Consider the following 23,554-nt stretch of genomic DNA (forward strand, 5'->3'; position numbering starts at 1 on the left):
GGATGTGGTCTCTGCGCGCGATGCCGTCGACACCTTCGTCTACACCATCCGCGATGCCGGTGGCGATGAAAGCACTACGACCCTGACTATCAACGTGCATGACCCCCGAATCGAAGTGTGCATGGACGGCACAGCCACTGTGTTCGAAAATGCTTTGGACCTGAACAAAGATGGCAGCGATCTCGCCGCAGGTACGGTCACTGGCAGCGACCCGGCATCGCCCCTGGAAACAGCCTCTGGCAGCCTGGCCGGTTTGGCCAGCGGCGGCATCGGTGCGTTGTCTTACAGCCTGGTGGGAAGCGCCGTTGGTCAATATGGACAGATTCAGCTCAATGCAGATGGCAGCTACACCTACACCTTGACGTCCCCGGCAAGCTCCCCGGTTCATACCAACGACGGCGCCAACACTGTCACAGAGTCCTTTACCTATCAGGTACAGGACGCCTATGGCCATTCGGCCACGAGCACCCTTGTCATATCCATCGTCGACGACGTGCCACAAGCACATAGCGATGAGGTCAGCGTGTACAAAGGCGACGAAGTGCGCGGCAACGTGCTCTACAACGACGTGGTCGGCGCCGATGTGCGCAGTGACGGCAACTACGTGGTGGGTGTACGGGCGGGCAGTGACACGTCCACATCGGCCATCGGCCAGTTAAATACTCAGGTGAATGGCCAATACGGTTACCTGTCGATCGATGAGAAAGGCAACGCGGTCTATCACTCGAACCCAGATGTGGTCTCTGCGCGCGATGCCGTCGACACCTTCGTTTACACCATTCGCGATGCCGATGGAGACGAAAGCACCACGACCCTGGCCATCAATGTGCATGACCCAAGGCTCGAAGCCTGCACGGATCGTGATGTCACGGTGTACGAAAAAGCTCTGGACCTGCACGAGGATGGGAATGATTTGGCCGCAGGCAGCGTTACTGGCAGCGACCCGAGTTCGACCGGGGAAACGGCCAGTGGCAGCCTGGTAGGTTCGGTTGCCAATGCTGTGGGGGCCCTGACCTTCAGCTTGGTGGGCAATGCGGTCGGCCAATACGGGCAGATCAGCATCCACCCCGACGGCAGCTATACCTACACACTTACCTCACCTGCCAACACACCTGGCGCTGATTCAGCAGTTGAATATTTCACCTACAAAGCCACCGATTCGCTGGGCCATAGCATCACCAGCAACATCGCCATCACCATCGTCGACGATGTGCCCAAGGCGGTGTGCGCCGAGCGCAGCATCACCCCCGGTCAGGTGGACTCCAACGTGCTGCTGGTCATCGATGTGTCCAGCAGCATGGCGGCTGCCTCCGGCGTACCGGGCATGACCCGGTTGGAAGCGGCCAAGCAGGCCATTGCTGCATTGCTCGATAAATACGATGACATGGGTGACATCAAAGTGCAGATCGTCACCTTCGGCAGCGGCGCGCAGGTACAGGCAGCCGAATGGGTCAGCATCGATGTGGCCAAGACCATCGTCAATGGACTGCACGCAGGGGGTTCGACCTATTATGACAGTGCAGCTAGCGCAGCCCAGACAGCCTTTGCCCAGGGTGGCAAGCTGGCCGGCGCGCAGAATGTCAGCTACTTCTTCTCCGATGGCGAACCGACCTTCGGGCACGCGATAACTGGCGCACGCGAGGCCAGCTGGGAAAGCTTCCTCGACAGTAATGGCATCAAGTCCTACGCCGTAGGTCTTGGCCGAGACATCAATGCGGGCAACCTCAATCCATTGGCCTACGACGGCAGTACTCACACCGACACTGATTCGGTGATAGTGACCAACCTCAACCAACTCGATGATGTGCTCTCGGGCACTGTGCAAGGCTCACCGATCACCGGCAGTTTGCTCAGTGGTGGCACCTTCGGTGCCGATGGCGGCTTCATCAAGGCCCTGCTGGTGGACGGGACAACCTACACCTACGACCCCAAAGCCAATGCAGGGCAGGGTGGCTATCAGGCCAGCGGCGGCGCCGACCAGGCCAGCTTCGATACCACTGCCAATACCCTGGCCATCAAGACCAGTATGGGCGGCAGCCTGCTGGTGAACATGGATAGCGGCGAGTACACCTACACGCCGCCCAAGGGCAGCGACAGTAGCCAGGCCGAGCGCTTCGGCTTCACCGTCAGTGACAGCGACGGCGATACCAGCAGTGCCAGCCTCGTCGTGCGTATCGATGGCAATCATGCACCGGTAGCGGTCGCCGACCACATCATTACCAATATCACTGGCGCCAATCTGACCGTGCCGTCCGAAGTATTGCTGGCCAATGACCAGGATGCCGACAACGACCGCCTGAGTGCTTCCCCCATCACCGTCAACACCGGCTTTGCCGACAAGGGTACAGGCTTCAGCCTGGGCAGTGGCATCCCGACCATCACCTTCGATGCCCATGCCAACTCGTTCAGCAATCAGTTCAAAGCCCTGGAACGCAGCGCTTTCACCAGTGCCGCTGGCAGCATGAGTGCGGCGCTGGTGGTGCTCGGGTACCTTGGTGCTATCACTAGTAGCAACGCCAACAGTGAGGATGTGATCACCGTGAGCCTGCGCAAGGGCGAAACCTTGCAGGTTGACCATGATCGCCCCGACGGCAACCTGAGCCTTGAGTGGAAGGATGCCAACGGCAGCTACCAGCCGCTTGCCGACGGCGGCAGTTTTACGGCCAGCCATGACGGCATCTACAGCATCCATGTGGTCAATCAGATCAACCCATCAGACAACAGCAAAGCCGCCGAGAGCTACAAATTGAGCATGGTGGTCGACTACAGCAATGCTGTGAACGACGTGCACCAGGCCAGCTACGCGCTTACCGATGGCCACGGGGGTAATGCAACTGGCGCGGTGGACATCACCTACCATGCCGGCAGCATACTCGACGGCACTCCAGGCGATGATGTGCTGATGGCTAGCAACGCCAATGCTCTGCTTAATGGTGGGGAAGGCAACGATGTGTTGGTGGGGGGCGCGGGCAATGACACCCTGCATGGCGGCAATGGCAATGACCTGCTGATCGGCGGCCTTGGCAACGACCTGCTTGATGGCGGGGCGGGCAACGATACCGCCAGCTATGCCTCGGCCACTGCCGGGGTGACTGTCGACCTGAGCCTGAGCGGCCCTCAAGATACCGGTGCTGCCGGTGTCGACACCTTGACCGGCATCGAGAACCTGATCGGTTCAGACTACAACGACACTTTGATCGGCGATGCCGGCGACAATACCCTCAACGGAGGCCGCGGCAACGATGTACTCAAGGGTGGTGACGGCAATGACATCCTTGTTGGTGGGCCTGGCAACGATGTCATGACGGGTGGCAACGGCAATGACACCTTCGTCTGGCAGAAGGGTGACAGCGGGCATGACACGGTCACTGACTTCACGCCAGGCAGTGATCACCTGGATCTTTCGCAGCTGCTGCAGGGCGAGAATGCCACTGCCGCTTCCCTGGACGACTATCTGCACTTCAGGGTCAGTGGTAGCGGCAACGCGGTGGTTTCCACCATCGAAGTCAGCAGTGTAGCCGGGGCGGCAGCCACCCAGACCATCGACTTGGCAGGCGTCGACCTGGCCCAGCATTACGGCGTGACGGCAGGGGCGGGCGGGGTGATTTCAGCGGGGCCGGATACGGCGACGATCATCACCGGCATGATCAATGATCATTCGTTGAAGGTCGATACGGTGTGATGCTCACCTGCTCACACAGGTGCTGTGCTGCTTCAACCGCGGCACAGCACCCTGCGGACTCACGCGCCAAGGCGTGAGCTCAGGCAATGCCTCAAAAGGGCCTGCGCAGGGTTTTCTGCTTGAGGATATACACGCTGACCAGCACGGCACTGGTCAGCATGAAAATTCTTGCCCAGAACAACGGCACCAGGTAGCAGGATAGACCGATGCTGGCCCACATCAGCCCGATGGCGTAAACCTTGCCCTTGAGCGGAATGCCTTCACCATTGAGGTAATCACGAATCCATGGCCCGAGCTTGGGGTGGTTGACCAGCCACTCATGAAAGCGCGGCGAACTGCGTGCGAAGCAAGCAGCCGCCAACAGCAGAAACGGGGTGGTGGGCAACACCGGCAGAAAGATGCCCAGCACCCCCAGCGCAACACTGAGCCAGCCCAGCGCCAGCAGCAGGTAGCGCACGGTCGACTCAGTGATGGCGCGGCTTGAGCAGTGCAGGCTTCTCTTCAGGTGCGTGCAGCAGCAGGAACAGCGCGCTCAACGCTTCAGGGATCTGCACGATCATATCGTCCTGCAGGTTGGCATTGCTGGCGATGTCGGCGAACTCGGGCTGTTCGTCGAACAGGCCGGACCCGACCATGATCGGCAGCAGCATCTCGCTGACTTCTTCCTCGGCATTTTCGAACCAGGCTTCTTCACGCAGGAATACACCCTCCATGAAGCCGATGCACCAGCCGCGCAGGTCGGAGTCGTCCGGCTCGTCGGTCAGGTCCAGGTCGCAGGGCAGGTCGAATTCCTCGTCGCTTGCCAGTTGGCGGGCGATGTGGCCTTTGAGGGCTGCCAGGGTCGCCTCGATCTCGGTGCGCTGCGCATCGCTGGCGTAGTGAGGCTCTTCAGCGAACAGCGCGTTGATCCATTCACGTTCGGGAACATCCTCGGAACAGATCGACAGCGCGGTCAGGTAGCCGTGTGCGGCGACGTAGTCCAGCGCTTCTTCGTGCAGCTCGTCGGCGTCGAGGAAGGCTTGCAGGCGGGTCAGTTGCTCGGCGAAGGACATTACAGGGCTACCTTGGGGAATAAACGATAGTGAATTCTAGCACCTTGCGGCGGCGGCGGGGCAAAGGGAACGTCTGTCACCGGGCATCCTGTAAGGGTCAGCACTGCGGTATACTCCGCCGTTTTTCATCCAAGGGCGAGATTTACCGGCCCTTGGTAAAAGCCGCTTACGCTTCTTGCGTGTGCGGAGCGGGTTTTTCGTCCAGCCTGTGTCCAGGGTGGTACGGCGATTTCTGGAGTTGCACATGCTCGAACAGGCTCAGCGCGTTCTCAAGGATATCTTCGGTTACGACAGTTTCCGTGGGCGCCAGGCAGCGATCATCGAATGCGTGGCCAATGGCGGCGATGCCTTGGTACTGATGCCTACCGGTGGCGGCAAGTCGCTGTGCTTCCAGGTGCCGGGCCTGCTGCGTCCGGGCCTCACGGTGGTGGTGTCGCCACTGATCGCGTTGATGGATGACCAAGTCGCCACATTGGACGAACTCGGCGTTCCCGCTGCAGCGCTGAATTCAACCCTGAGCCCCGAGCAACAGCGTGATCTGGCCGGGCGTCTGCGCCGGGGCGAGGTGAAGATGCTGTACTTGGCGCCAGAGCGCCTGGTTCAGCCGCGGATGCTGGATTTTCTGCGCGGGCTGGACATCTCGCTGTTCGCCATTGACGAAGCCCACTGCGTTTCGCAATGGGGCCATGACTTCCGCCCCGAATATCTGCAACTGGGGCAATTGGCCGAGTTGTTCCCCCACGTACCGCGCATTGCCCTGACCGCCACCGCCGATATGCGCACCCGTGAGGAGATCGTCCAGCGCCTGCACCTGCAGGGCGCCGAGCGCTTCCTGTCGAGCTTCGACCGCCCCAACATCTTCTACCGTATCGTGCCCAAAGAGGCGCCACGCAAGCAACTGATGGCCTTCCTCGCCGAGCGCCGTGGCAACGCCGGTATCGTCTACTGCCTGTCGCGCAAGAAAGTCGATGAGACCGCAGCGTTCCTTTGCGATCAAGGCTTCCCGGCATTGCCGTACCACGCAGGGCTTGCCGCCGAAACCCGAGCGGCCAACCAGCATCGGTTCCTCAACGAGGAAGGGCTGATCATGGTCGCTACCATTGCCTTTGGGATGGGCATCGACAAGCCCAACGTGCGTTTCGTTGCTCACCTCGATTTGCCCAAGTCGCTGGAGGCCTACTACCAGGAAACCGGGCGTGCCGGCCGTGATGGGCTGCCCTCCGATGCCTGGATGGCTTACGGTCTGCAGGACATGGTGATGCTCAAGCAGATGCTGCAGAACTCCGAAGGCGACGAGCGCCATAAGCGCGTCGAGCAGCACAAGCTTGACGCCATGCTGGCCCTGTGTGAAGAAACCCGCTGCCGGCGCCAGGCGTTGCTGGCCTACTTCGATGAAACCCTCGAACAGCCCTGCGGCCATTGCGACAACTGCGTAGATCAGGTCCAGACCTGGGACGCCACCGAGCCTGCTCGCCAGGCACTGTCGGCGGTGTTCCGTACCGGGCAACGTTATGGGGTGGGTCACCTGATCGATGTGTTGCTGGGCAAGGACACTGAAAAGGTACGCAACTTCGGCCACGAAAAGCTCTCGGTTTTCGGTGTGGGCAAGGGCTTGTCCGAGGCAGAATGGCGTTCGCTGTTCCGCCAACTGGTGGCGCGCGGCTTGGTTGATATCGATCTTGAAGGTTATGGCGGCCTGCGCTTGTCCGACCGCTGCCGGCCGCTGCTGCGTGGGGAGGTGAACCTGCAGCTGCGTCGTGACCTCAAGCCACAGATCGTGGCCAAAACTTCCTCCAGCGGCGGCAGCCCGGCCAGCCAGCTGGTGCGCTCCGAGGAGCGCGAGCTGTGGGAGGCTCTACGCGCCCTGCGGCGCAAGTTGGCCGAAGAACACAGCGTGCCGCCCTATGTCATTTTCCCCGATTCCACCTTGCTGGAAATGCTCCGTAGCCAGCCTACTAGCCTCAGCGACATGGCTCAGGTCAGCGGTGTGGGGGCGCGCAAGCTGGAGCGCTATGGCCAAGCCTTCCTGGAAGTGCTCAACGGCGCCGGCGGTACTGCCGAAGCGCCTAAGGTTGTACTCGACCTGCGCCATGAATTGGTCAGCCTGGCTCGCGCTGGTATGACGCCAGCGCAAATCGCCGGGCAGCTCAACTGCAGCGAAAAGAACGTGTATAGCCTGTTGGCCGAAGCCCTTGGCCGCCAGGAGCTGAGCCTTGAGCAGGCGCTTGATCTGCCGCAAGATCTGATGATGGAGGTCCAGGATGCTTTCCTCGATGGCGAGGGCGAACTGCCGCCGGTTTCGGCAATTGCCCCCTTGTTTGGCGCACGGGTGCCAGAGGGTGTGCTGTATTGCATACGAGCAGCATTGGCGGCCGAGTTCGAACTCTGATTGGGCGGCATTTCAGTCAAATACTGACGTTTGTCATGCTTTTTGACGATTTTCACACGTATCTTTAGAGGTCAGCCTTGCCTCATGCCATGGGGCATGGTTAGCTGGCTAATAATTAGTTCAAGTCTATGAGTTGCTTATGCCCCTGACCGACAATCAACACCGCTTCGGCATGCAGCTGGCGCAGATGTCTCGTGGCTGGCGTGCCGAACTGGACCGCCGTTTGGCCGGGCTCAATCTGTCCCAGGCGCGCTGGCTGGTGTTGCTACACCTGGCCCGCTTCGAGGAGGCGCCTACTCAGCGAGAGCTGGCGCAGAGCGTCGGTGTCGAGGGCCCGACCCTGGCGCGCTTGCTGGATAGCCTGGAAACACAAGGCCTGGTGCGGCGCCAAGCGGTTCTGGAGGATCGGCGGGCGAAGAAGATTCTGCTGTGCCCACCCGCCAAACCTTTGATCGAACAGATCGAAACCATTGCTAATGCCCTGCGCATTGAGCTGTTCACCGGCGTGGACGAGGCGGACCTGCAAGTGTGCATGCGTGTGCATGCCAAGATTCTCGCCAACCTTGAAAGGTCCTGATGCCCGACGGCCTGCATGGCCGCGCCTGCAGGCTAGAATGTATGCCCAAGGTTGAGGTACACCGCCTGTTCATGGGCGGTGTTGGCGCCATAGCTGAGGTTCAACGGGCCCAGCGGCGTCTCCAACCCTAGAAATATGCTTGCCGCATTGATATAGCCGCTGTCGAAGGCGTTGTCGTTATTCCACACCCGGCCCCTCTCAAGCGACCCACCCAGGTACAGTGGGAAGTCCAGTGGCAGGTAGGCCCGTGGGGTCAGGCGCCGGTAGTACACCACCCGCAGCAGGCTGGCGTTCTGCCCCGAAAGCGAGTCCTGGCGCAAGCCCGAAAGCTCCCTGGCCCCGCCCAGTACGAAGCTTGAGGTCACCACTTCGGTATCATCGAGTGTTCGCCCATAGCGTCCACCCAGCACGAAGGTGTTCGGGCCACTGCTGATCGCCTTATCCACGTTCAGCAACCATTGCCGGTAATCGTAATCCGAATCCAGGGATTTGTCGTACTTGCGCAAGGTCAGGCTGATGTCTTCGCCACTGTGCGGAAAATACACATTGTCGAGTGTGTCGAAGGAGTATTTGAGCTCGTAGAAACCTTCATTGAAACTCACCGAAGGCAGGTCTTGTTCGCCTACTCGCACGTCAGCCTTACCCCAGGCTTTGCCCAGCCCCAGGCGGACCTCACCTGAAGTGCCGATCTGACGGCCAAGGTTCAGGCCAAAGCCGTAGCGTTCCAGGCGGTACTCGGCGATCGGGTCGTTATCCAGGGTCGCTTCGATGTTCTGAGAGCCCAGGTCCAGATAAGGAGCCACGAAGTAGCGCGACCCGACGTCAAGGGGCTGGTAAAACTCGCTGTAAAGTTCCTGTTGTTCGCCGATCTGGGCGCGCGTAAGCCATTCGGCGCCCAGCCGATTGATGCCGTTCATGCGGTAGCTGGCGCCGAGGTTGAAGGCACTGTCGCCGCGTAGGTCATCCGATAGATTAAGGCCTAAACGCAGATAGTCAGTGCCACCGCGCTTGCCTCGCGCATTGATGACCAGGATGTTGTCCTGGCCCTTGTGCACCACGCGGTACTGCACCCTGTCGAAGTAGTCCAGGCCGTACAGCGTGCCCATGTCGGTCTGCAGACGGTCGAGTGCCAGCGGTTCGCCGAGCGGCTGGCGGATGTAATAGCGGATCACATCGTCGCTGACCTTGGAGTCGTTTTCTATTCTGATCGCAGTGATCAGCGGCGTTCGCTGGCTTGAGGAGCGGGCTACAGCCAGGTTGGCGTCCCCATCGGGTTGGCGCAACACTGCCAGGCGTGTGCCTAGCAAGCGGGTGGCTCTGTAGCCGGCATCGATCATGTCTTGAGCGCGGCCGAAGTCGGTGACACCGAAGGCGGCCAGTTGCGGCTGGATCAGAATGTCGTCGCGGTGCAGATTGGCCAGTTGTTCTTCGGAATTGCGCCGGGTCATCAGGGTGATCGACTGGTTGAGCACGTCGACCACTGTGGCCAGTTGCTTACGGTCACGTAGCGGCGTACCAATATCGACGACGATCGCCAGATCCACACCCATTTCACGCGCCACATCGAGCGGAATGTTGTCCACCATGCCTCCGTCCACCAACAGCCGACCTTCCAGTTCGACAGGCGCGAACACGGCCGGGATCGACATGCTGGCGCGGATCACCTGGGGCAAGTGGCCACGGCGGAACACGACTTTTTCGCCACTGGCGATGTCGGTGGCAACGGCGCGGAAGGGTATCGGCAGCTTGTCGAAGTCGCGGGTGTCGGCTGTGTGCGCCAGCTTGCTTTCCAGCAGCAGCGCTAGGTTTTGACCCTGGATCACGCCAAGGGGCAGGCCCAGGCTGCCGTCGTCGCGAAAACTAAGTTTCTGCTTGACCAGAAAGTCGCGGTCATCTTGCTTGCGCCGGAATGGCACATCGCGACGTGGCGGGGCATCCGACAGGGCCTGTTGCCAGTCCAGCGTGGTGGCGAGCGTTTCCAGCTCTTGGACGCTGTAGCCCGACGCGTACAGCCCGCCGACCACTGCGCCCATGCTGGTGCCGGCGATGGCATCGATGCGCACGCCCTGTTCCTCCAGGGCCTTGAGCACGCCAATATGGGCCAGACCGCGAGCGGCGCCGCCAGATAGCACCAGGCCGATCTTAGGGTGCGCAGGCTCGGCGGCCCATACGGTGAGAGCGGTGGCGGTCAGTAAAAGGCATAACAGCAGGCGGCGCATCGTGAGTCTCAAACCGAAGGCGAAAGACCGCTAGTATAAGCGGCCCCTCACCAGGAGAGATCTCAGCAATGGCTGACAACAAGCCGCAAATCGTCATCACATATTGCACGCAGTGCCAGTGGTTGTTGCGCGCAGCCTGGCTTGCCCAGGAGTTGCTCAGCACCTTCAGCGACGACATTGGCCGGGTGGCGCTGGAGCCGGCTACCGGCGGGATATTTCGCATCACGTGCGATGGCGTGCAGATCTGGGAGCGCAAAGCCGATGGTGGTTTCCCCGACGCGAAGGTGCTGAAGCAGCGCGTGCGCGACCAGATCGACCCTCAGCGCCATCTGGGCCATAACGACCGTTGATCATGGGGCTTGGGCCGGCACTTTGGGTCTGGTCGGTTGTTCGGCGGACATTCGGCTGGAAAGCACGATGGCAAAGATGATCAGCGCACCACCCAGCAGCATGCGCAGGGTTGGCGTTTCGGCGAAGATCGCCCAGGCGACAGCGATACCGTAAACCGGCTCCATGGCGAACACGACAGCGGCGGTGCGCGCCTTGATCACCGCCAAGCTAGCCACGAACAGGCTATGGGCAATACCTGTGCAGAATACGCCGAGCAAGGCGATCCACAGCCAGTCCCGGCCCGCGACCTGGCTCAGGCCGGGGCCTGCGAACGGCAGCAGGCACACGCCGACCACCAGGTTCTGCCACAGCGCCGCCTGCACGGCTGGCAAGCGCCCAGAACCTGCACGGTTGGTCAGCGACAGCAGGGAGAACAGCAAGCCTGAAAGCAATGCCCAGAGCAGCCCGCCGGTGGCTTGGCTGGCCAGGTCGAATGACGGGGTAACCAGAATCAGCCCGATACTGACCAATAGCACCAGCACGCCTTCGTTGCGGCGGATGCGCTCACGGAACAACAGCCCCTCGAGTATCACGGTGAAGGCCGGGAAGCTGGCAAAGCCCAGTGTGGCGATGGCCACGCCGCCGACCTTCACAGCGATGAAAAAGCTGACCCAGTGGCCGGCCAGCAGCATGCCGCCAAAAAGCAGGCGGCGTGTGTCCTGGCCACTCAGGCGTTGCCAACCCGGCCCGGTCAGGCTGGCGAACAGCGCCAAGGCCAACACGGCGAACGCTGCCCGGCCGAACACGATGACCGCCGGGCTGGCGCTGGCTGCCAGCTTGCCGAAGACGCCGGTCAAACCGAAGAACAGCGCACCGAAGTGCAGGGCGGCGAGGGCAGTGCGGCGGTTCATTGCAAATCCTTGGGTCGTTTCTGGCAGCCTGTTAAGTGGCCTCATTTGCCAAAGCGCTGGTGCAGCGCAGTGTAAAACTTCTGAAGGGAGGTTGCTGGCGCTGTTGAGCCAGATACACGCGGCCTGGCCAGCAGCAGGCAAGGATGCATAAAGCACAAAAAAATCGCAGCCCAGGGCCTGTTTGCGCAGGGTAGGGCAAAAGCGTCACGGGGTTGGCGTTGATCAGGTGGGGAATGCCCGGCGTTGATCACGCATCAACAGGGCAGTAAACAGCCGCGTGGCTTCGTTGATGCCAGGCGTGCAGGGGGGCGGGCAGCGACCCGGGTTATCAGCTACAGGCTGATGCGCCCGAGGAGGATGTCGCGGAACATGGCGAAGTCACCCATCAGGCTGTACCAGGGGTGCTTGAACGTGGCCGGCTTGTTCCGCTCGTAGCAAAAATGCCCAACCCAGGCGAACCCGTAGCCGAAGACCGGCACTGCCAACAATAGCAACCATTTCCCACTGGCGATCGTATAGGCCAGCAGCGCTATCACCAGGCTGGTGCCCACGAAATGCAGGCGCCGGCAGGTGGGGTTGCTGTGTTCGCCCAAATAGTACGGATAGAACTCGGCGAAGGTGCGAAACGATGTAGAGGTGGCCATGATCAGTACTCCGGCATTATCACTTTTAGACGGGATACACAGCGTGGAGCCTGAATCGAGTCTAGAGTGAATGGCGGAGCCAGCCAGTGACAATCGGCGCCAAATGAGTATCCTTGGGGGTAACCGCACGAAGCGGTCAGCAAAAGAAGCCTGCCATGAGTGAAAGAACCACGTCCGCCAGCTGGGCATCAGGGATTGTCAAGGCGCTGGAGCTCGAAGGGCTCGACTGCCCGGCCATGTTCAAGCAATTGGGGCTGGATTTCGCCGCTCTCGACGACCCGGACGCGCGGTTTCCACAAGACGCCATGACCCGCCTCTGGCAGCTGGCGGTGGAGCTTTCTGGTAATGAAGCCATCGGCCTGAACATGGCCCGGGTAGTGCGCCCGGCTTCGTTTCACGTGGTGGGTTACGCGCTGATGTCCAGCCGTACGTTGGCCGAAGGCTTCGAGCGGTTGGTGCGCTACCAGCGAATCATTGCCGAAAGCTCTGACCTGAGTTTCACGCTTGGTCCTGAAGGCTACTCGCTGATTCTGACGGTACATGGCGATCACCTGCCCCCCACCCGGCACAGCGCCGAAGCATCGCTGGCCTGTGCCCTGGCGTTGTGCAAGTGGCTGAGCGGCAGGCCCGTGCAGCCTCGTCGGGTGCTGGTACAAGGCCCGCAGCCCAAAGATATCGAGCCATACAAGGTGGCGTTTCATTCACCTTTGGTGTTCGGCGCGCCCCACGATGCATTGCTGTTCGAGCGGGCCGACATGGAGGCCCCGCTGCCTACCGCAAATGAAGCCATGGCGATCCTGCACGATCGCTTCGCCGGTGAATACCTTGCGCGCTTTTCGGAAAGTCGCGTTACCCACAGGGTGCGCCAGGTGTTGTGCCGCATCTTGCCGCAGGGCGAGCCGAAGCGCGAAACCCTGGCCCGGGCGCTGCACCTTTCCGAACGCACCTTGCAGCGGCGTTTGCAGGAAGAAGGGACAAGCTTTCAGAACCTGCTCGACGACACTCGTCGCGAACTGGCCGAGCAGTATCTGGCGCAACCAGGCATGACGTTGTTGGAAACTGCCTACCTGCTCGGCTTTGCCGACCCGAGCAACTTCTACCGGGCGTTCCGCCGATGGTTCGATGAAACGCCTAGCGAATACAGAGCTCGGCTGGGCACCGAGCCCAGTGATGTCAGTGACGCCAGAACGCCGGCATACACAACACCAGCACCGTGATGATCTCCAGGCGGCCGAGCAACATGCCGGTGGCAAGAATCCACTTGGCGGCGTCTGGTAGCGACGAGTAATTACCAGATGGGCCAACCACCTCGCCCAGCCCCGGACCTACGCCCGATACCGTGCCGGCAGCACCGGTCAGTGCCGTCATCCAATCCACGCCCAGCAGCGACAGCAACAATGCCATCACGCAGATAGTGATGGCAAAGAAGAACGAGAAGGTCAGAATCGAGCGCACGATCTCTTCGTCCAACCGGTGACCGTTGTACTTCTGCTTGATCACTGCACGCGGGTGGATAAGCTGGTTGAGGCTGGCCTTGAGCAGAATGTAGGCCACCTGGAAGCGGAAGATCTTGATACCGCCGGCCGTCGAGCCGGAGCAGCCGCCGACAAAGCCCAGGTAGAAGAACAGCATCAGCGAGAAGTTGCCCCACAGGCTGTAGTCGCCCAAGGCGAAGCCTGTGGTTGTGACCACCGACGTCACGTTGAGCGCGACGTGGCGCAAGGCGTCGAGCCAATGCAGGTTGGTGGTGTACCAGTACCAGGTGCCGAGCACCAGCCATGTCACCACCAGCATGCCCAGCAGGCCCTGAACCTGCTGGTCGCGCAACAATGCCCGGCGATTGCCGCGCAGGGTCGCTACGTACAGGGTGAAGGGCAGGCTGCCGAGGATCATTACCACCACCGCTACCCAGTGCACCGCTGGGATGTCCCACTTGGCAAGCGACTGGTCGGAGGTGGAGAAACCGCCAGTGGAGATGGCAGACATGGCGTGGTTGATGGCATCGAACGGGGTCATACCGGCCCACCAGAAGGCCAGTGCTCCCAGAATCGAGAAGCCCACGTACACGCCGACGATCGACTTGGCCACCATATGAGAGCGCGGCATGACCTTTTCCGAGCGGTCGGACGACTCGGTCTGGAACAACCGCATGCCGCCGATGCGCAGCAGCGGCAGAATGGCCACGGCCATGGCGATAAAGCCGATACCTCCGAGCCAGTGCAGCATCGAACGCCACATCAAGATGCCTGGCGACATGTTGTCCAGCCCGCTCAGCACCGTTGCGCCAGTGGCGGTGATGCCGGACATGCTTTCGAAGAATGCGTCGGTGTAGCTGATGTGCTGGGTCAGCAGAAATGGCAGCGCGGCGAAAATGCACACCACAACCCAGCTGCTGACCGTCAACAGGTACATGTCCCGCGGGCGCAGGTGAACGTGCTCGGGGCGCCCCTGCACGACCAAGGCCAGGCCTGCGATGAAGGTAATCAGGCTGGACCACAGAAACGAGGGCATGTCGCGGGTGCGTTCGAAGATCACCAGGGTCGCCATGGGCACGGCCATGCCGACGGCCAGGGTGATCAGGAAGATGCCGATGATGAAACCAATGATCCTTAAGGTCGGCAACGCCATGTGATCTGCTCGGGCTCGAAACGGAAGGGCGCCATTCTACCTATGGTCCTGATGATGTAAACGCTAGAATGGCTGCACATTTACCTGCCAGGAGGGTAGCCGATGGAGGCTCTCGACGCATTGCTCAACCGTGTTTCCGTGCCACGCCTGACCGACCCTGCGCCCAATCAGGCGCAGCGCGAGGCGCTGTTCCAGGCCGCGCTCAGGGCGCCGGACCACGGCCAGCTGCGGCCATGGCGCTTTTTGACCATTGAAGGTCAGGGCCGTGAAAAGCTCGGTGAACTGTTCGCCCAGGCGTTGCAGAACAAGGGCGATGCGAGCCCGGCTGCGGTGGACAAGGCCCGTGCAATGCCGCTGCGCGCGCCGCTGTTGATCGTGGTGATCGCCAAGCTGCAAGACCACTTCAAGGTTCCAAAGTCTGAGCAGCGTCTGGCCGCAGGTTGTGCCGCCCACGGCATTCTGATTGCGGCCCATGCCCAGGGAATTGGCGCGGTGTGGCGCACGGGCGATATGGCCTTCGATGCTCACGTTCATCAAGGCCTGGGCTTGGCCGAGAACGAAGAATTGATCGGTTACCTCTATGTCGGTACTCCGCTGACCGAGCCGCGCACGGCGCCGGTTCTGGAAACCGCAGATTTCGTGAGCGTTTGGGGCGCGTGATGGGTTGGAAGCTTCGCGCATGAACCCGCTTGCACAGTGGCTGCGCAGGTTTGGGCCTGGGCTGCTACCGCCATATGGTCGGGCCGTTTCTACCCGTGCAAGCGGGTTCACCCGCTAAGAGGCCGGCCAGGCCAGCCTCGCTTAACTGCCAGTCGTCACGGTTAGCGGCAACTCCAGACGGGCCACGAACCCGCCTTGGGGGTGATTCTCCAATACCAGGCCGCCGCCATGGCGCTCAGCGGCCTTGCGTGCAATCGCAAGGCCCAGCCCATGGCCTGCGGCTTCTTGCCCTGGGGCCCGGAAGAACGGCTCACCCAGTTGCGCCAGGTGCTCCGGAGCAGCCCCCGGGCCATGGTCACGCACGCTCAGCATGACTTTCTCCTGCTCGCGCCTGGCGCTGATTTCGATCGGTTGCCCGGCAGGGTTGAAGCGCAGCGCGTTGCGCAGCAGATTGTCCACCGCACGCTCTATCAGGGTCGGCCAGCCTTGCAGTGTCAGCCCAGGCTGAGCTTCAAGCTTCACTTCCTGTTCCGGGGCGCTGAGTTGGGCGTCCTTGCGCACGCTGCCAAGCAGCGCGTTGATGTCCACCGGCTCGGCGTGGGCTTGCTCGGCATCGACCCTGGCCAGCGTCAAAATCTCGCTGATCAGGTCTTCCAGGCGGTCACACTCACGGGTCAGGCGTGGCCACAGCGCCTGGCGCTGATCGGTATCGGCGCGCTCGGCCAGGGCCAAAGCGATGCGCAGGCGCGCCAGGGGCGAACGCAGCTCGTGGGACACGTCGCGCAACAGTTGGCGCTGGCTGCCGATCAGGCTTTGCAGGCGCGCGCCCATCTTGTTGAAGTCTGTGGCCAGCACGCCGAACTCGTCTCGCCGCGCGGCCAGGCGAGCCAGGCTGTTCTGCTGGTACGTGGCCTGGCCGAGGTCGTGCACGGCGCCGCGCAGGCGGCTGAGCGGGCGGGTGATGGACAGCGTGACAAGCAGGCTGAACAAGGTCAGCACGACCAATGCGATGCCCAGCGCACTCAAAGGCCAAAGCAGGCTGTCGCGGTGCCAGGCGTCAAGCTCCGGGTGCGGGATGCGGTAGATCAGCAGGTAAGTTTCGCCTGTAGTGGGGCTGGTGTATTCCTCGGTCAAGCGCCGCCACGGTAGGCGCCGCTCGTCATTATGCTGACGGGCCTCGAAGGCGGCGGCGCGGCGCGGGAAGGTGCCGGGCACCACGGCGTCGCCGCTGTCGTCGAGCACCTGGACATCAATCTTGTAGCGCTGCTTGCGTTGCTCCAGGAAGGCTTGAGCGGACTCCAGGCCCTCATGCTCATAATGCTGAGCCCACTGGCTGGCCATGGTTTTAAGGCCCGGGTGGCGGCTAAGAATCCAGGCGTCCTGGTTGAGCATGTGGCCCAAAAGGATCGACAGGCCCGCAACCAAGGCGATGGCCAGCCAGAAGCTGGCCAGGATGCGCCAGAACAAGGAACGCAAGAGCACCTCCTAAACGAGAAAAGCCCGGCCCGCTGGAGGGCGGGCCGGGTACAGAGGGACAGCTTACTGGGCCTTGGCGGCTTTTTCAGCTTTCCAGGCCTGGAACTCTTTCCATTCAGCTTTGCGTGCTTCGCGTTCTTTCTGCAGTTCGTCGAACTTCTTCTGCTGGTCAGGCTTGAGCAGCGCCCGCACTTGGCTGTCAGTCTTGTCGTGGCTGGCCTTGAGCTCGTCTTTCATGGCTTTCTGGTCGGCTGCTGGCAGCTTGTTCAGGTAGCGCTCGGTGATTGCCCGGCGGTTCTGCATTTGCTCGCCCATCAGCTTGCCGATCTGCTGGCGTTGATCGCGGCTCAGATCCAGTTGCGCAAAGGCTGCGTCACCGCGATGGTGCGGGCCTTCGTGGCGTGGGCCGCCATCAGGCATTGCCATGGCCACGGTCGGCAGGGCGGCGGCGAACATCAGAGCGATAAGGGTCTTGCGCATGGTGTCTCTCCTTTCATGGGCCGGTTGCTACCGGATGAGCCCAGTCTAGGGAGATCAAGGTCAAGCGCCGTCAGTGCAGGGTAAAGGCAGGGTAAAGATGGGGCGCGGGTGGCCCCATGACGGTTTACAGGCTGTAGTAGTAGCCGCGGCTGCGCAATGCCACAATCCTTGGGCGCCCGTCGGCGTGGGGGCCGACCTTCTTGCGCAGGTTGCTCACATGCATGTCCAGGCTGCGGTCATACAGGGTCAGCTTGCGGCCCAGGGCTATCTGTGCCAGTTCCTGCTTGTCCAGCGGCTCGCCGGGCTGACGCAGAAGCGCTTCGAGGATACGGCTTTCAGACAGCGTCAGGCTCATGTCGCGACCCTCTATGCTGACCACGCCGCGCACCGGGCTGAAGGCAAGGTCACCGATTTCCAACTGGGTAGCGGTGGCCGTGGGGTGGCTGCGGCGCAGCACGGCACGCAGGCGGGCGGTGAGCTCGCGGGGGTCGCAGGGCTTGGCCAGGTAGTCGTCGGCGCCCAGTTCAAGGCCCAGAATGCGGTCCAGGGGTTCGCCCCGTGCCGACAACATCAGCACCGGGAGCTCGGCATGTTCGCTGCGCAGTTGCTTGAGCAGCTCAAGGCCGCTGCCGTCGGGCAGCATCACATCCAGTATGACTGCCGCCGGTGCCTGTTCGGCAAGCGCCTGGCGCGCGCTCTGGCCATCGTGGCAGGCGCGTACCGCAAACCCCTCCTGGGTCAGCCAGCTGCCGAGCAGCTCGCAGAGTTCCTGGTCATCATCAATCAGTAACAGCTCGCTCATGACTCACTCAATTCAACCATTGACGGCGTCTACGGTGTCCGCCAGTGGCAAAGATACCGCAGACTGAGCACGAGTGTGCAATTGCAGCGCATGCGCCACGCCGCCGGCTTGACCGGCGACGCGGGTGCAGGTCAAGGCAGGACTTGCTTGAAAGGCTTGACGAGCACGTTGTCGTAGACACCCGCGGCGATATACGGGTCGGCATCGGCCCAGGCCTGGGCGGCGGTGAGGGAGTCGAACTCAGCGACGATCAGGCTGCCGCTGAAGCCAGCTTCGCCTGGGTCGTTGCTGTCGATGGCCGGGTGCGGGCCGGCCAGCACCACGCGGCCTTCAGCCTTGAGCTGCTGCAGGCGCTCGATGTGTGCAGGCCGGGCGGCCAGGCGTTTTTCCAGGGAGTTCGCGACGTCGCTGGCGATGATGGCGTAGAGCATGTCAATCCTTGGGTTTGGAAGGGGAAGGTTCATCGTGCAGGTGACGGGACAGGTATACGCCCTGCGCCACCAGGAAGAGCACGGTCATGCCGAGGCTGCCAAAGACTTTGAAGTCCACCCAGAATTCCTGGAAGGTAAAGGCTACGAACAGGTTGGCGGCACCGCAGAAAACGAAGAAAACGACCCACGCCACGTTCAGGCGTGACCAGATGGCATCGGGAAGGGTCAGCGCATGGCCCATGATGCGCTTGATCAATACCCGGTCGCCGATGAAGTGGCTCCCGGCGAAGGCAAGGGCGAACAGCCAATTGACCACCGGTGCCTTCCATTTGAGGAAGGTTTCGCTATGGAACGTCAATGTAAGGCCGCCGAACACCAGGCAGGCGATCAGGGTAAGCCACTGGCCTTTCTCCAGCTTGCGCTGGCGCAGGAACAGGGCACCGTACACCACCAGCGAACTGACGATCAGTACCGCTGTGGCACTGTAGATACCGCCGAATTCGAAGCTGTGGCCAGCGACCTCCATAGGCCGTGGGTCAAGCTTGTAGACGATGAAGAACAGCAGCAGCGGGATGAAATCGATGAATTGTTTCACAATGGCAGCCAGAATCGGGATGTGACGGCATAATAACAAACATCGATTCCAGCGAAAGCGCTCCTCCATGAATGTTGATCTGCACTGTCACAGCACGGCCTCCGATGGCGCCCTCTCGCCCACGGACCTGGTCGCCCGGGCCCATGAGCACGGGGTGCAAACGCTGGCACTGACCGACCACGACACCCTCGAAGGCCTGCCCGAGGCGCGCCAGGCCTGCGCGGCGCACGGCATGCACTGGGTCAGCGGGGTTGAGCTATCGTGCACCTGGGGTGGTGCGACCATTCACGTGCTGGGCTACGATTTTCCGCTCGATGCGCCCCCATTGCTGGAGGCTATCGAGGCCTTGCACCGGGGGCGCTGGCTTCGCGCCGAAGAAATCGACAAACGGTTGGCGGCCAAGGGCATGCCAGGCGCCCTCGAGGGGGCCAGAGCCGTGCAGCAGGAATTGGGCGACAGCGCCAACGCTCCAGCCCGCCCGCATTTCGCCGAATTTCTGGTGCGTGTCGGCCATGCCAAGGACCGCGGCGAGGCCTTTCGCAAGTGGCTGGGCGCCGGCAAACTGGGCGATGTCAAACAGCATTGGCCAACCCTCGAAGAAACTGTCGCCACTCTGCGCCAGTCCAAAGCATGGGTGAGCCTTGCCCACCCTATGCATTACGAACTGACGCGCAGCAAGCGCAGGCGCCTGATTGCCGACTATATTCAGGCAGGAGGGCAGGCACTTGAAGTCGTCAACGGGATGATGCCTGCCGAGCAGGTGGGCACTATGTCCATCCTGACCCGTGAGTTCGGCCTGCTGGCAAGTGCTGGCAGCGATTTCCACGGCCCCGGCACCTGGGGCGAGATCGGTGCCTATCGGCCATTGCCCGAGGACCTGCCACCTCTGTGGCGTCGATTCAGTCATGAACAGCCTATGGCGCTTTGAACAGGATGACTTCGTGAGCCAATTTTTCCAGATTCATCCGGAGAACCCCCAGCCGCGCCTGATCCGTCAGGCAGTGGAAATCATCCGCAAGGGCGGGGTGGTGGTCTACCCGACCGACTCGGCCTATGCCTTGGGTTGCCAGATCGGCGACAAGGCGGCGATCGAGCGTGTGCGCCGCCTGCGGGGCCTGGACAAGACTCACAACTTTACGCTGATGTGCTGCGACATGTCGCAATTAGGGTTGTATGCCAAAGTCGACACCGGCACGTTCCGTCTGCTCAAGGCCCATGTGCCTGGGCCATATACCTTCATCCTCAATGGCACCCGCGAGGTCCCGCGCCTGCTGCTGCACGAAAAACGCCGCACCATCGGCCTGCGCGTGCCGGATCATGCCATCACCCTGGCGCTGTTGGCCGAACTGGGCGAGCCGTTGATGAGCGTGAGCCTGATCTTGCCGGGTGACAGCGAGCCGATGACCGACCCTTACGAGATTCGCGAGCGCCTGGAGCACCATGTGGACTTGGTCATCGATGGTGGCTTTGGCGACCTCAAGGCATCGACCATCATCGACCTGTCCGGTGATGAACCTGAACTGATCCGCGAAGGTTGTGGCGACCCGACGCCATTCATGGTCAACGCGTGAGCCAGGTGGAGGCACCCGAGGCCTCGCCTCAGCAATTGCAGTTGGCCTTGGTCTATGGCGAAGCGCTGACTGAAATGCCGGTGGATTTGTATATCCCCCCAGATGCACTCGAAGTCATCCTTGAAGCCTTCGAAGGCCCGCTTGATTTGCTGTTGTACCTGATCCGCAAGCAGAACATCGACATCCTCGACATCCCCGTGGCGGAAATCACCCGTCAGTACATGGGCTACGTCGAGCTGATGAAAAGCGTGCGTCTGGAGCTGGCCGCCGAATACCTGGTAATGGCGGCCATGCTAGCCGAGATCAAGTCGCGCATGCTGTTGCCGCGTTCGGCTGCGATTGAGGAGGAAGAGGGCGACCCCCGCGCCGAACTGATCCGCCGCTTGCAGGAATACGAGCGTTTCAAGGCTGCCGCCGAAGGCATCGATGCACTGCCTCGGGTTGGCCGTGAAGTCGTGGTGCCGTGCCTGGACGCCCCGCAGGCCAAAGTGCGCAAACTGCTGCCGCAGGTCAGCCTGGAAGAGCTGCTGTTGTCCATGGCTGAGGTGATGCGCCGTAATGATCTTTTCGAAAGCCACCAGATCAGTCGCGAGACATTGTCCACTCGCGAGCGCATGAGTGATGTGCTGGAGCGCCTCAAAGGCGGCGCCTTCGTACCGTTCGTCGAGCTGTTTGGGGCTGAGGAGGGTAAGCTGGGGGTGGTAGTGACCTTCATGGCGATCCTTGAGTTGGTGAAGGAATCCCTAGTCGAACTGGTGCAGAATGAGCCATTCGCGCCGATCCATGTGCGGCTGCGCCCCGAGACTGTCGAAGACCCTGATGAATCTGAATGAACCGCGCGACCTGGCGTCGCTGATCGAAGCCTTTCTGCTCGCCTCGGGCAAGCCGCAGTCGCTCGAGCGCCTGTACGAGCTGTTCGAGGAGGCCGAGCGCCCTGAGCCCAAGGTGTTCAAAAAGGCGTTGGAGGTGCTAGGGAAGTCATGCGCCGGGCGGGCCTTCGAACTCAAGGAGGTCGCCAGTGGCTTTCGCTTGCAGATCCGCGAAGACTTCGCCCCGTGGGTCGGCCGGTTGTGGGAGGAGCGCCCACAGCGTTATTCGAGGGCCCTGCTCGAAACACTGGCGCTGATTGGCTACCGCCAGCCCATCACCCGTGGTGAGATCGAAGATGTGCGAGGCGTTGCGGTCAACAGCAACATCATCAAGACCTTGATGGAGCGCGGATGGATTCGCGTGGTCGGCCACCGCGAGGTTCCTGGCCGGCCGGCGATGTTCGCCACCACCAAGGCGTTTCTCGATCACTTCAACCTCAAGAGCCTGGACCAATTGCCTGCGCTGGCCGAATTGCGCGAAATGGAGCCAGCACCGGTGCTCGACCCCGATGACGCGCCGGTGCCTGCGCATCTGCAGGCTTTGGCCGATGCCAGCCTGGCAGAAGGCGAACAGGCCAGCGAACCTAAGGATGAAACCAGCTTCCGCAGCTTGCTGGTGGAGCTCGATGCAATGGAGCAAGGCTTGAAGACCGATTTCGCTGACCTTCGCGATGAAGAACCCGAAGTTTCGGTTGAGCAACAAAGCAAGCCGCAGCTTTGAATGCGCAGTTTGTGCTCCCGGCCTTGTCGCGCAAAGGCCAGCAATCCTTGCCCATCGCCATTGGGCAGAATTCATGCGTAAAGCTTCCCAAACCTTCTACCCTCCAGTGCGTTCCGTCGCCGAACCGCGTATGATGCGCGGCCTTTTGGCGCATTCGTTGCCAAAACCCTGATTTCATTCCTACACCGGGAGGTGCCCAGATGAGTGAGCAAGACCTGAAAACTACCGAAATCACCCCTCCAGCCGGCGAAAAGCTGCAGAAAGTGCTCGCGCGCATTGGCGTCGGCTCGCGCCGTGACGTCGAAGCCTGGATCAGCCAGGGCCGCATCAAGGTCAACGGCGTCGAGGCCACCCTGGGCCTGCGCGTCGACCTGCATGACGCCATTACCGTGGACGGCAAGCTGATCAAGCGCGAAGAGGCCGCTGAGGCCACGCGCCGGGTGATCATGTACAACAAGCCCGATGGCGAGATCTGCACCCGCGACGATCCGGAAGGTCGCCCGACCGTGTTCGATCGCCTGCCGCGGCCGAAGGAAGGTCGCTGGATCAATATCGGCCGCCTGGACATCAACACCACCGGCCTGCTGTTGTTCACCACCGACGGCGAGCTGGCCAACCGCCTGATGCACCCGTCCTATGAGATGGACCGCGAATACGCCGTGCGCGTACGGGGTGAGGTCGACGACGAAATGATCGATCGCCTGAAGGCGGGCGTCATGCTCGAAGATGGCCCGGCAAAATTCACCGACATTCAAAAGGCACCCGGCGGCGAAGGCTTCAACCACTGGTATCACTGCGTGGTGATGGAAGGTCGCAACCGTGAAGTGCGCCGCCTGTGGGAGTCTCAGGGCATGGTGGTAAGCCGCCTGAAGCGCGTGCGTTTTGGCCCGGTATTCCTCAACTCCGACCTGCCGATGGGCCGCTGGCGTGAAATGACCCAGGGCGAAATTGACATCCTGGCCGCTGAAGTGGGCCTGCAGCCGGTTGCGCTGCCTGCCTTGAACCTCAAAGCCAAGGACAAGCTGGAGCGTCTGCAGCGCAAGTCGAGCCGGCCCATGGGGCGCAACGAGCGTGTGCGTAGCCTCCGCCCAGCCCAAGAGGGCGCTGCTGGCGCTTCAGAGCGGCCGGCACGTCAGCCCCGTGAAGAAGCTCCGCGCAAAGGCAGCCGTGGCAGCACGGTGGCTGAGCGCCCGAGCGAGATGCGCAAGCGTCCAGGCAAACCTGAGGGTGACAAGCCAGCCAGTCGTGGCCGCGGCAAGCCGCGCGGTTGATCACGACACGCAGCACTCAAACCAGCCCTCGGGCTAAAGCTGTTCACTTAAGCATTTGAGTGCGGGCTTGGGGTCGAAATATCCGATACCAGGGGTCTGGTGTCGGATTTTTTTTGGGTTCAATTTGAGCCGTTTAGCGCCTGTGAGATCGAGCGCCGCCCGCGCGGCGCATCGCGAGCTGCGCTCGCTCCTACGTTTGTTTCGGGCCAATTATGCCTGCGGGATTTGCGCGCGGACGCCTTGGTG

22 protein-coding genes are annotated in these 23,554 nt (G+C 61.6%); 11 read left to right on the forward strand and 11 right to left on the reverse strand.

Annotation, left to right across the window (positions count from 1 at the left end):
* On the forward strand, positions 1–3,682 hold a 3,682-nt coding region (locus ACK59H_RS19670), incomplete at its 5' end, for a type I secretion C-terminal target domain-containing protein (protein WP_409264802.1).
* A 91-nt stretch (positions 3,683–3,773) separates the two neighbouring features.
* Here the strand turns inward: ACK59H_RS19670 and ACK59H_RS19675 are convergent.
* Positions 3,774–4,175 (reverse strand): YbaN family protein, encoded by a 402-nt coding sequence (locus ACK59H_RS19675; RefSeq protein WP_371326790.1) that lies wholly within the window; start codon positions 4,173–4,175, stop codon positions 3,774–3,776.
* On the reverse strand, positions 4,147–4,734 hold the full coding sequence (locus ACK59H_RS19680; protein ID WP_060480090.1) for a YecA family protein: 588 nt from the start codon (positions 4,732–4,734) through the stop codon (positions 4,147–4,149). Before ACK59H_RS19680 ends, ACK59H_RS19675 begins: the two co-directional genes overlap by 29 nt.
* A 244-nt stretch (positions 4,735–4,978) precedes the next feature.
* Between ACK59H_RS19680 and recQ the strand changes: the two genes are divergently transcribed.
* A complete protein-coding gene (gene recQ, locus ACK59H_RS19685; protein WP_060480091.1) occupies positions 4,979–7,123 on the forward strand; it encodes a DNA helicase RecQ in 2,145 nt (714 codons plus the stop codon).
* A 139-nt stretch (positions 7,124–7,262) separates the two neighbouring features.
* Positions 7,263–7,700: a MarR family transcriptional regulator gene (locus ACK59H_RS19690; RefSeq protein WP_060480092.1), complete on the forward strand. Its 438-nt coding sequence runs from the start codon at positions 7,263–7,265 to the stop codon at positions 7,698–7,700.
* A gap of 32 nt (positions 7,701–7,732) precedes the next feature.
* Here the strand turns inward: ACK59H_RS19690 and ACK59H_RS19695 are convergent, their stop codons facing one another.
* Positions 7,733–9,919 carry a patatin-like phospholipase family protein gene (locus ACK59H_RS19695; protein ID WP_186478986.1) on the reverse strand — a complete coding sequence of 729 codons (2,187 nt, stop codon included), beginning with the start codon at positions 9,917–9,919 and terminating at the stop codon, positions 7,733–7,735.
* Positions 9,920–9,987: 68 nt separating this feature from the next.
* On the opposite strand from ACK59H_RS19695, the gene ACK59H_RS19700 reads away from it, so the two are divergent.
* A complete protein-coding gene (locus ACK59H_RS19700; protein WP_060480094.1) occupies positions 9,988–10,269 on the forward strand; it encodes a SelT/SelW/SelH family protein in 282 nt (93 codons plus the stop codon).
* On the opposite strand, the gene ACK59H_RS19705 is transcribed toward ACK59H_RS19700, so the two are convergent.
* Positions 10,270–11,160, reverse strand: coding sequence for a DMT family transporter (locus ACK59H_RS19705; protein WP_060480095.1), 891 nt, complete (start codon positions 11,158–11,160; stop codon positions 10,270–10,272).
* Positions 11,161–11,492: 332 nt separating this feature from the next.
* Positions 11,493–11,804: a DUF962 domain-containing protein gene (locus ACK59H_RS19710; protein WP_060480096.1), complete on the reverse strand. Its 312-nt coding sequence runs from the start codon at positions 11,802–11,804 to the stop codon at positions 11,493–11,495.
* A 155-nt stretch (positions 11,805–11,959) separates the two neighbouring features.
* On the opposite strand from ACK59H_RS19710, the gene ACK59H_RS19715 reads away from it, so the two are divergent.
* Entirely contained in the window at positions 11,960–13,021 is a 1,062-nt protein-coding gene (locus tag ACK59H_RS19715) for an AraC family transcriptional regulator (protein ID WP_060480097.1), read from the forward strand.
* On the opposite strand, the gene ACK59H_RS19720 is transcribed toward ACK59H_RS19715, so the two are convergent.
* Positions 12,978–14,432 carry a TrkH family potassium uptake protein gene (locus ACK59H_RS19720; RefSeq protein WP_060480098.1) on the reverse strand — a complete coding sequence of 485 codons (1,455 nt, stop codon included), beginning with the start codon at positions 14,430–14,432 and terminating at the stop codon, positions 12,978–12,980. The genes ACK59H_RS19715 and ACK59H_RS19720 overlap by 44 nt on opposite strands.
* 102 nt (positions 14,433–14,534) lie before the next feature.
* Here ACK59H_RS19720 and ACK59H_RS19725 point away from each other — a divergent pair, with 102 nt between their 5' ends.
* Positions 14,535–15,092: an NAD(P)H nitroreductase gene (locus tag ACK59H_RS19725; protein WP_060480099.1), complete on the forward strand. Its 558-nt coding sequence runs from the start codon at positions 14,535–14,537 to the stop codon at positions 15,090–15,092.
* A 141-nt stretch (positions 15,093–15,233) separates the two neighbouring features.
* Here ACK59H_RS19725 and ACK59H_RS19730 read toward each other — a convergent pair whose 3' ends face one another.
* The 5 genes from ACK59H_RS19730 to ACK59H_RS19750 form a co-directional block, all read right to left on the reverse strand.
* Positions 15,234–16,574, reverse strand: a complete 1,341-nt coding sequence (locus ACK59H_RS19730; RefSeq protein ID WP_060480100.1) for a HAMP domain-containing sensor histidine kinase — start codon at positions 16,572–16,574, stop codon at positions 15,234–15,236.
* A gap of 57 nt (positions 16,575–16,631) precedes the next feature.
* Complete coding sequence (locus ACK59H_RS19735; protein ID WP_060480101.1) at positions 16,632–17,048, reverse strand: Spy/CpxP family protein refolding chaperone; 417 nt, start codon at positions 17,046–17,048, stop codon at positions 16,632–16,634.
* Positions 17,049–17,172: 124 nt separating this feature from the next.
* Complete coding sequence (locus ACK59H_RS19740; RefSeq protein ID WP_060480102.1) at positions 17,173–17,850, reverse strand: response regulator transcription factor; 678 nt, start codon at positions 17,848–17,850, stop codon at positions 17,173–17,175.
* Positions 17,851–17,981: 131 nt separating this feature from the next.
* Complete coding sequence (locus tag ACK59H_RS19745) at positions 17,982–18,281, reverse strand: YciI family protein (protein WP_060480103.1); 300 nt, start codon at positions 18,279–18,281, stop codon at positions 17,982–17,984.
* Position 18,282: 1 nt separating this feature from the next.
* Positions 18,283–18,876 (reverse strand): septation protein A, encoded by a 594-nt coding sequence (locus ACK59H_RS19750; protein ID WP_196375155.1) that lies wholly within the window; start codon positions 18,874–18,876, stop codon positions 18,283–18,285.
* Positions 18,877–18,943: 67 nt separating this feature from the next.
* Here ACK59H_RS19750 and ACK59H_RS19755 point away from each other — a divergent pair, with 67 nt between their 5' ends.
* The 5 genes from ACK59H_RS19755 (at position 18,944) to rluB (ending at position 23,308) form a co-directional block, all read left to right on the forward strand.
* Positions 18,944–19,804: a PHP domain-containing protein gene (locus tag ACK59H_RS19755; RefSeq protein ID WP_060480105.1), complete on the forward strand. Its 861-nt coding sequence runs from the start codon at positions 18,944–18,946 to the stop codon at positions 19,802–19,804.
* Positions 19,805–19,817: 13 nt separating this feature from the next.
* A complete protein-coding gene (locus tag ACK59H_RS19760; protein ID WP_060480109.1) occupies positions 19,818–20,447 on the forward strand; it encodes an L-threonylcarbamoyladenylate synthase in 630 nt (209 codons plus the stop codon).
* A gap of 74 nt (positions 20,448–20,521) precedes the next feature.
* Positions 20,522–21,280 carry a ScpA family protein gene (locus ACK59H_RS19765; RefSeq protein WP_196375156.1) on the forward strand — a complete coding sequence of 253 codons (759 nt, stop codon included), beginning with the start codon at positions 20,522–20,524 and terminating at the stop codon, positions 21,278–21,280.
* The gene (gene scpB / locus ACK59H_RS19770; protein WP_060480107.1) at positions 21,267–22,037 is read left to right on the forward strand and encodes an SMC-Scp complex subunit ScpB; all 771 of its coding nucleotides are present in this window, start codon (positions 21,267–21,269) and stop codon (positions 22,035–22,037) included. The genes ACK59H_RS19765 and scpB overlap by 14 nt, the downstream gene beginning before the upstream one ends.
* 200 nt (positions 22,038–22,237) lie before the next feature.
* Positions 22,238–23,308, forward strand: a complete 1,071-nt coding sequence (gene rluB / locus ACK59H_RS19775) for a 23S rRNA pseudouridine(2605) synthase RluB (protein WP_261743859.1) — start codon at positions 22,238–22,240, stop codon at positions 23,306–23,308.
* Positions 23,309–23,554: the final 246 nt, after the last annotated feature.

It is taken from the genome of Pseudomonas sp. KCJK9000 (assembly GCF_046230725.1).
Taxonomy (GTDB): Bacteria; Pseudomonadota; Gammaproteobacteria; order Pseudomonadales; family Pseudomonadaceae; genus Aquipseudomonas; species Aquipseudomonas promysalinigenes.

What these genes read in the sequence shown, in the direction of transcription:
- ACK59H_RS19715 (WP_060480097.1), top strand. Translation starts at nt 11,960, where the DNA reads ATGAGTGAAAGAACCACGTCCGCCAGCTGGGCATCAGGGATTGTCAAG.
- ACK59H_RS19745 (WP_060480103.1), bottom strand. Translation starts at nt 18,281, where the DNA reads ATGCTCTACGCCATCATCGCCAGCGACGTCGCGAACTCCCTGGAAAAA.
- ACK59H_RS19700 (WP_060480094.1), top strand. Translation starts at nt 9,988, where the DNA reads ATGGCTGACAACAAGCCGCAAATCGTCATCACATATTGCACGCAGTGC.
- ACK59H_RS19765 (WP_196375156.1), top strand. Translation starts at nt 20,522, where the DNA reads ATGCCGGTGGATTTGTATATCCCCCCAGATGCACTCGAAGTCATCCTT.
- rluB (WP_261743859.1), top strand. Translation starts at nt 22,238, where the DNA reads ATGAGTGAGCAAGACCTGAAAACTACCGAAATCACCCCTCCAGCCGGC.
- ACK59H_RS19710 (WP_060480096.1), bottom strand. Translation starts at nt 11,804, where the DNA reads ATGGCCACCTCTACATCGTTTCGCACCTTCGCCGAGTTCTATCCGTAC.
- ACK59H_RS19740 (WP_060480102.1), bottom strand. Translation starts at nt 17,850, where the DNA reads ATGAGCGAGCTGTTACTGATTGATGATGACCAGGAACTCTGCGAGCTG.
- ACK59H_RS19755 (WP_060480105.1), top strand. Translation starts at nt 18,944, where the DNA reads ATGAATGTTGATCTGCACTGTCACAGCACGGCCTCCGATGGCGCCCTC.
- ACK59H_RS19680 (WP_060480090.1), bottom strand. Translation starts at nt 4,734, where the DNA reads ATGTCCTTCGCCGAGCAACTGACCCGCCTGCAAGCCTTCCTCGACGCC.
- ACK59H_RS19720 (WP_060480098.1), bottom strand. Translation starts at nt 14,432, where the DNA reads ATGGCGTTGCCGACCTTAAGGATCATTGGTTTCATCATCGGCATCTTC.
- ACK59H_RS19695 (WP_186478986.1), bottom strand. Translation starts at nt 9,919, where the DNA reads ATGCGCCGCCTGCTGTTATGCCTTTTACTGACCGCCACCGCTCTCACC.
- ACK59H_RS19725 (WP_060480099.1), top strand. Translation starts at nt 14,535, where the DNA reads ATGGAGGCTCTCGACGCATTGCTCAACCGTGTTTCCGTGCCACGCCTG.
- scpB (WP_060480107.1), top strand. Translation starts at nt 21,267, where the DNA reads ATGAATCTGAATGAACCGCGCGACCTGGCGTCGCTGATCGAAGCCTTT.
- recQ (WP_060480091.1), top strand. Translation starts at nt 4,979, where the DNA reads ATGCTCGAACAGGCTCAGCGCGTTCTCAAGGATATCTTCGGTTACGAC.
- ACK59H_RS19690 (WP_060480092.1), top strand. Translation starts at nt 7,263, where the DNA reads ATGCCCCTGACCGACAATCAACACCGCTTCGGCATGCAGCTGGCGCAG.
- ACK59H_RS19705 (WP_060480095.1), bottom strand. Translation starts at nt 11,160, where the DNA reads ATGAACCGCCGCACTGCCCTCGCCGCCCTGCACTTCGGTGCGCTGTTC.
- ACK59H_RS19735 (WP_060480101.1), bottom strand. Translation starts at nt 17,048, where the DNA reads ATGCGCAAGACCCTTATCGCTCTGATGTTCGCCGCCGCCCTGCCGACC.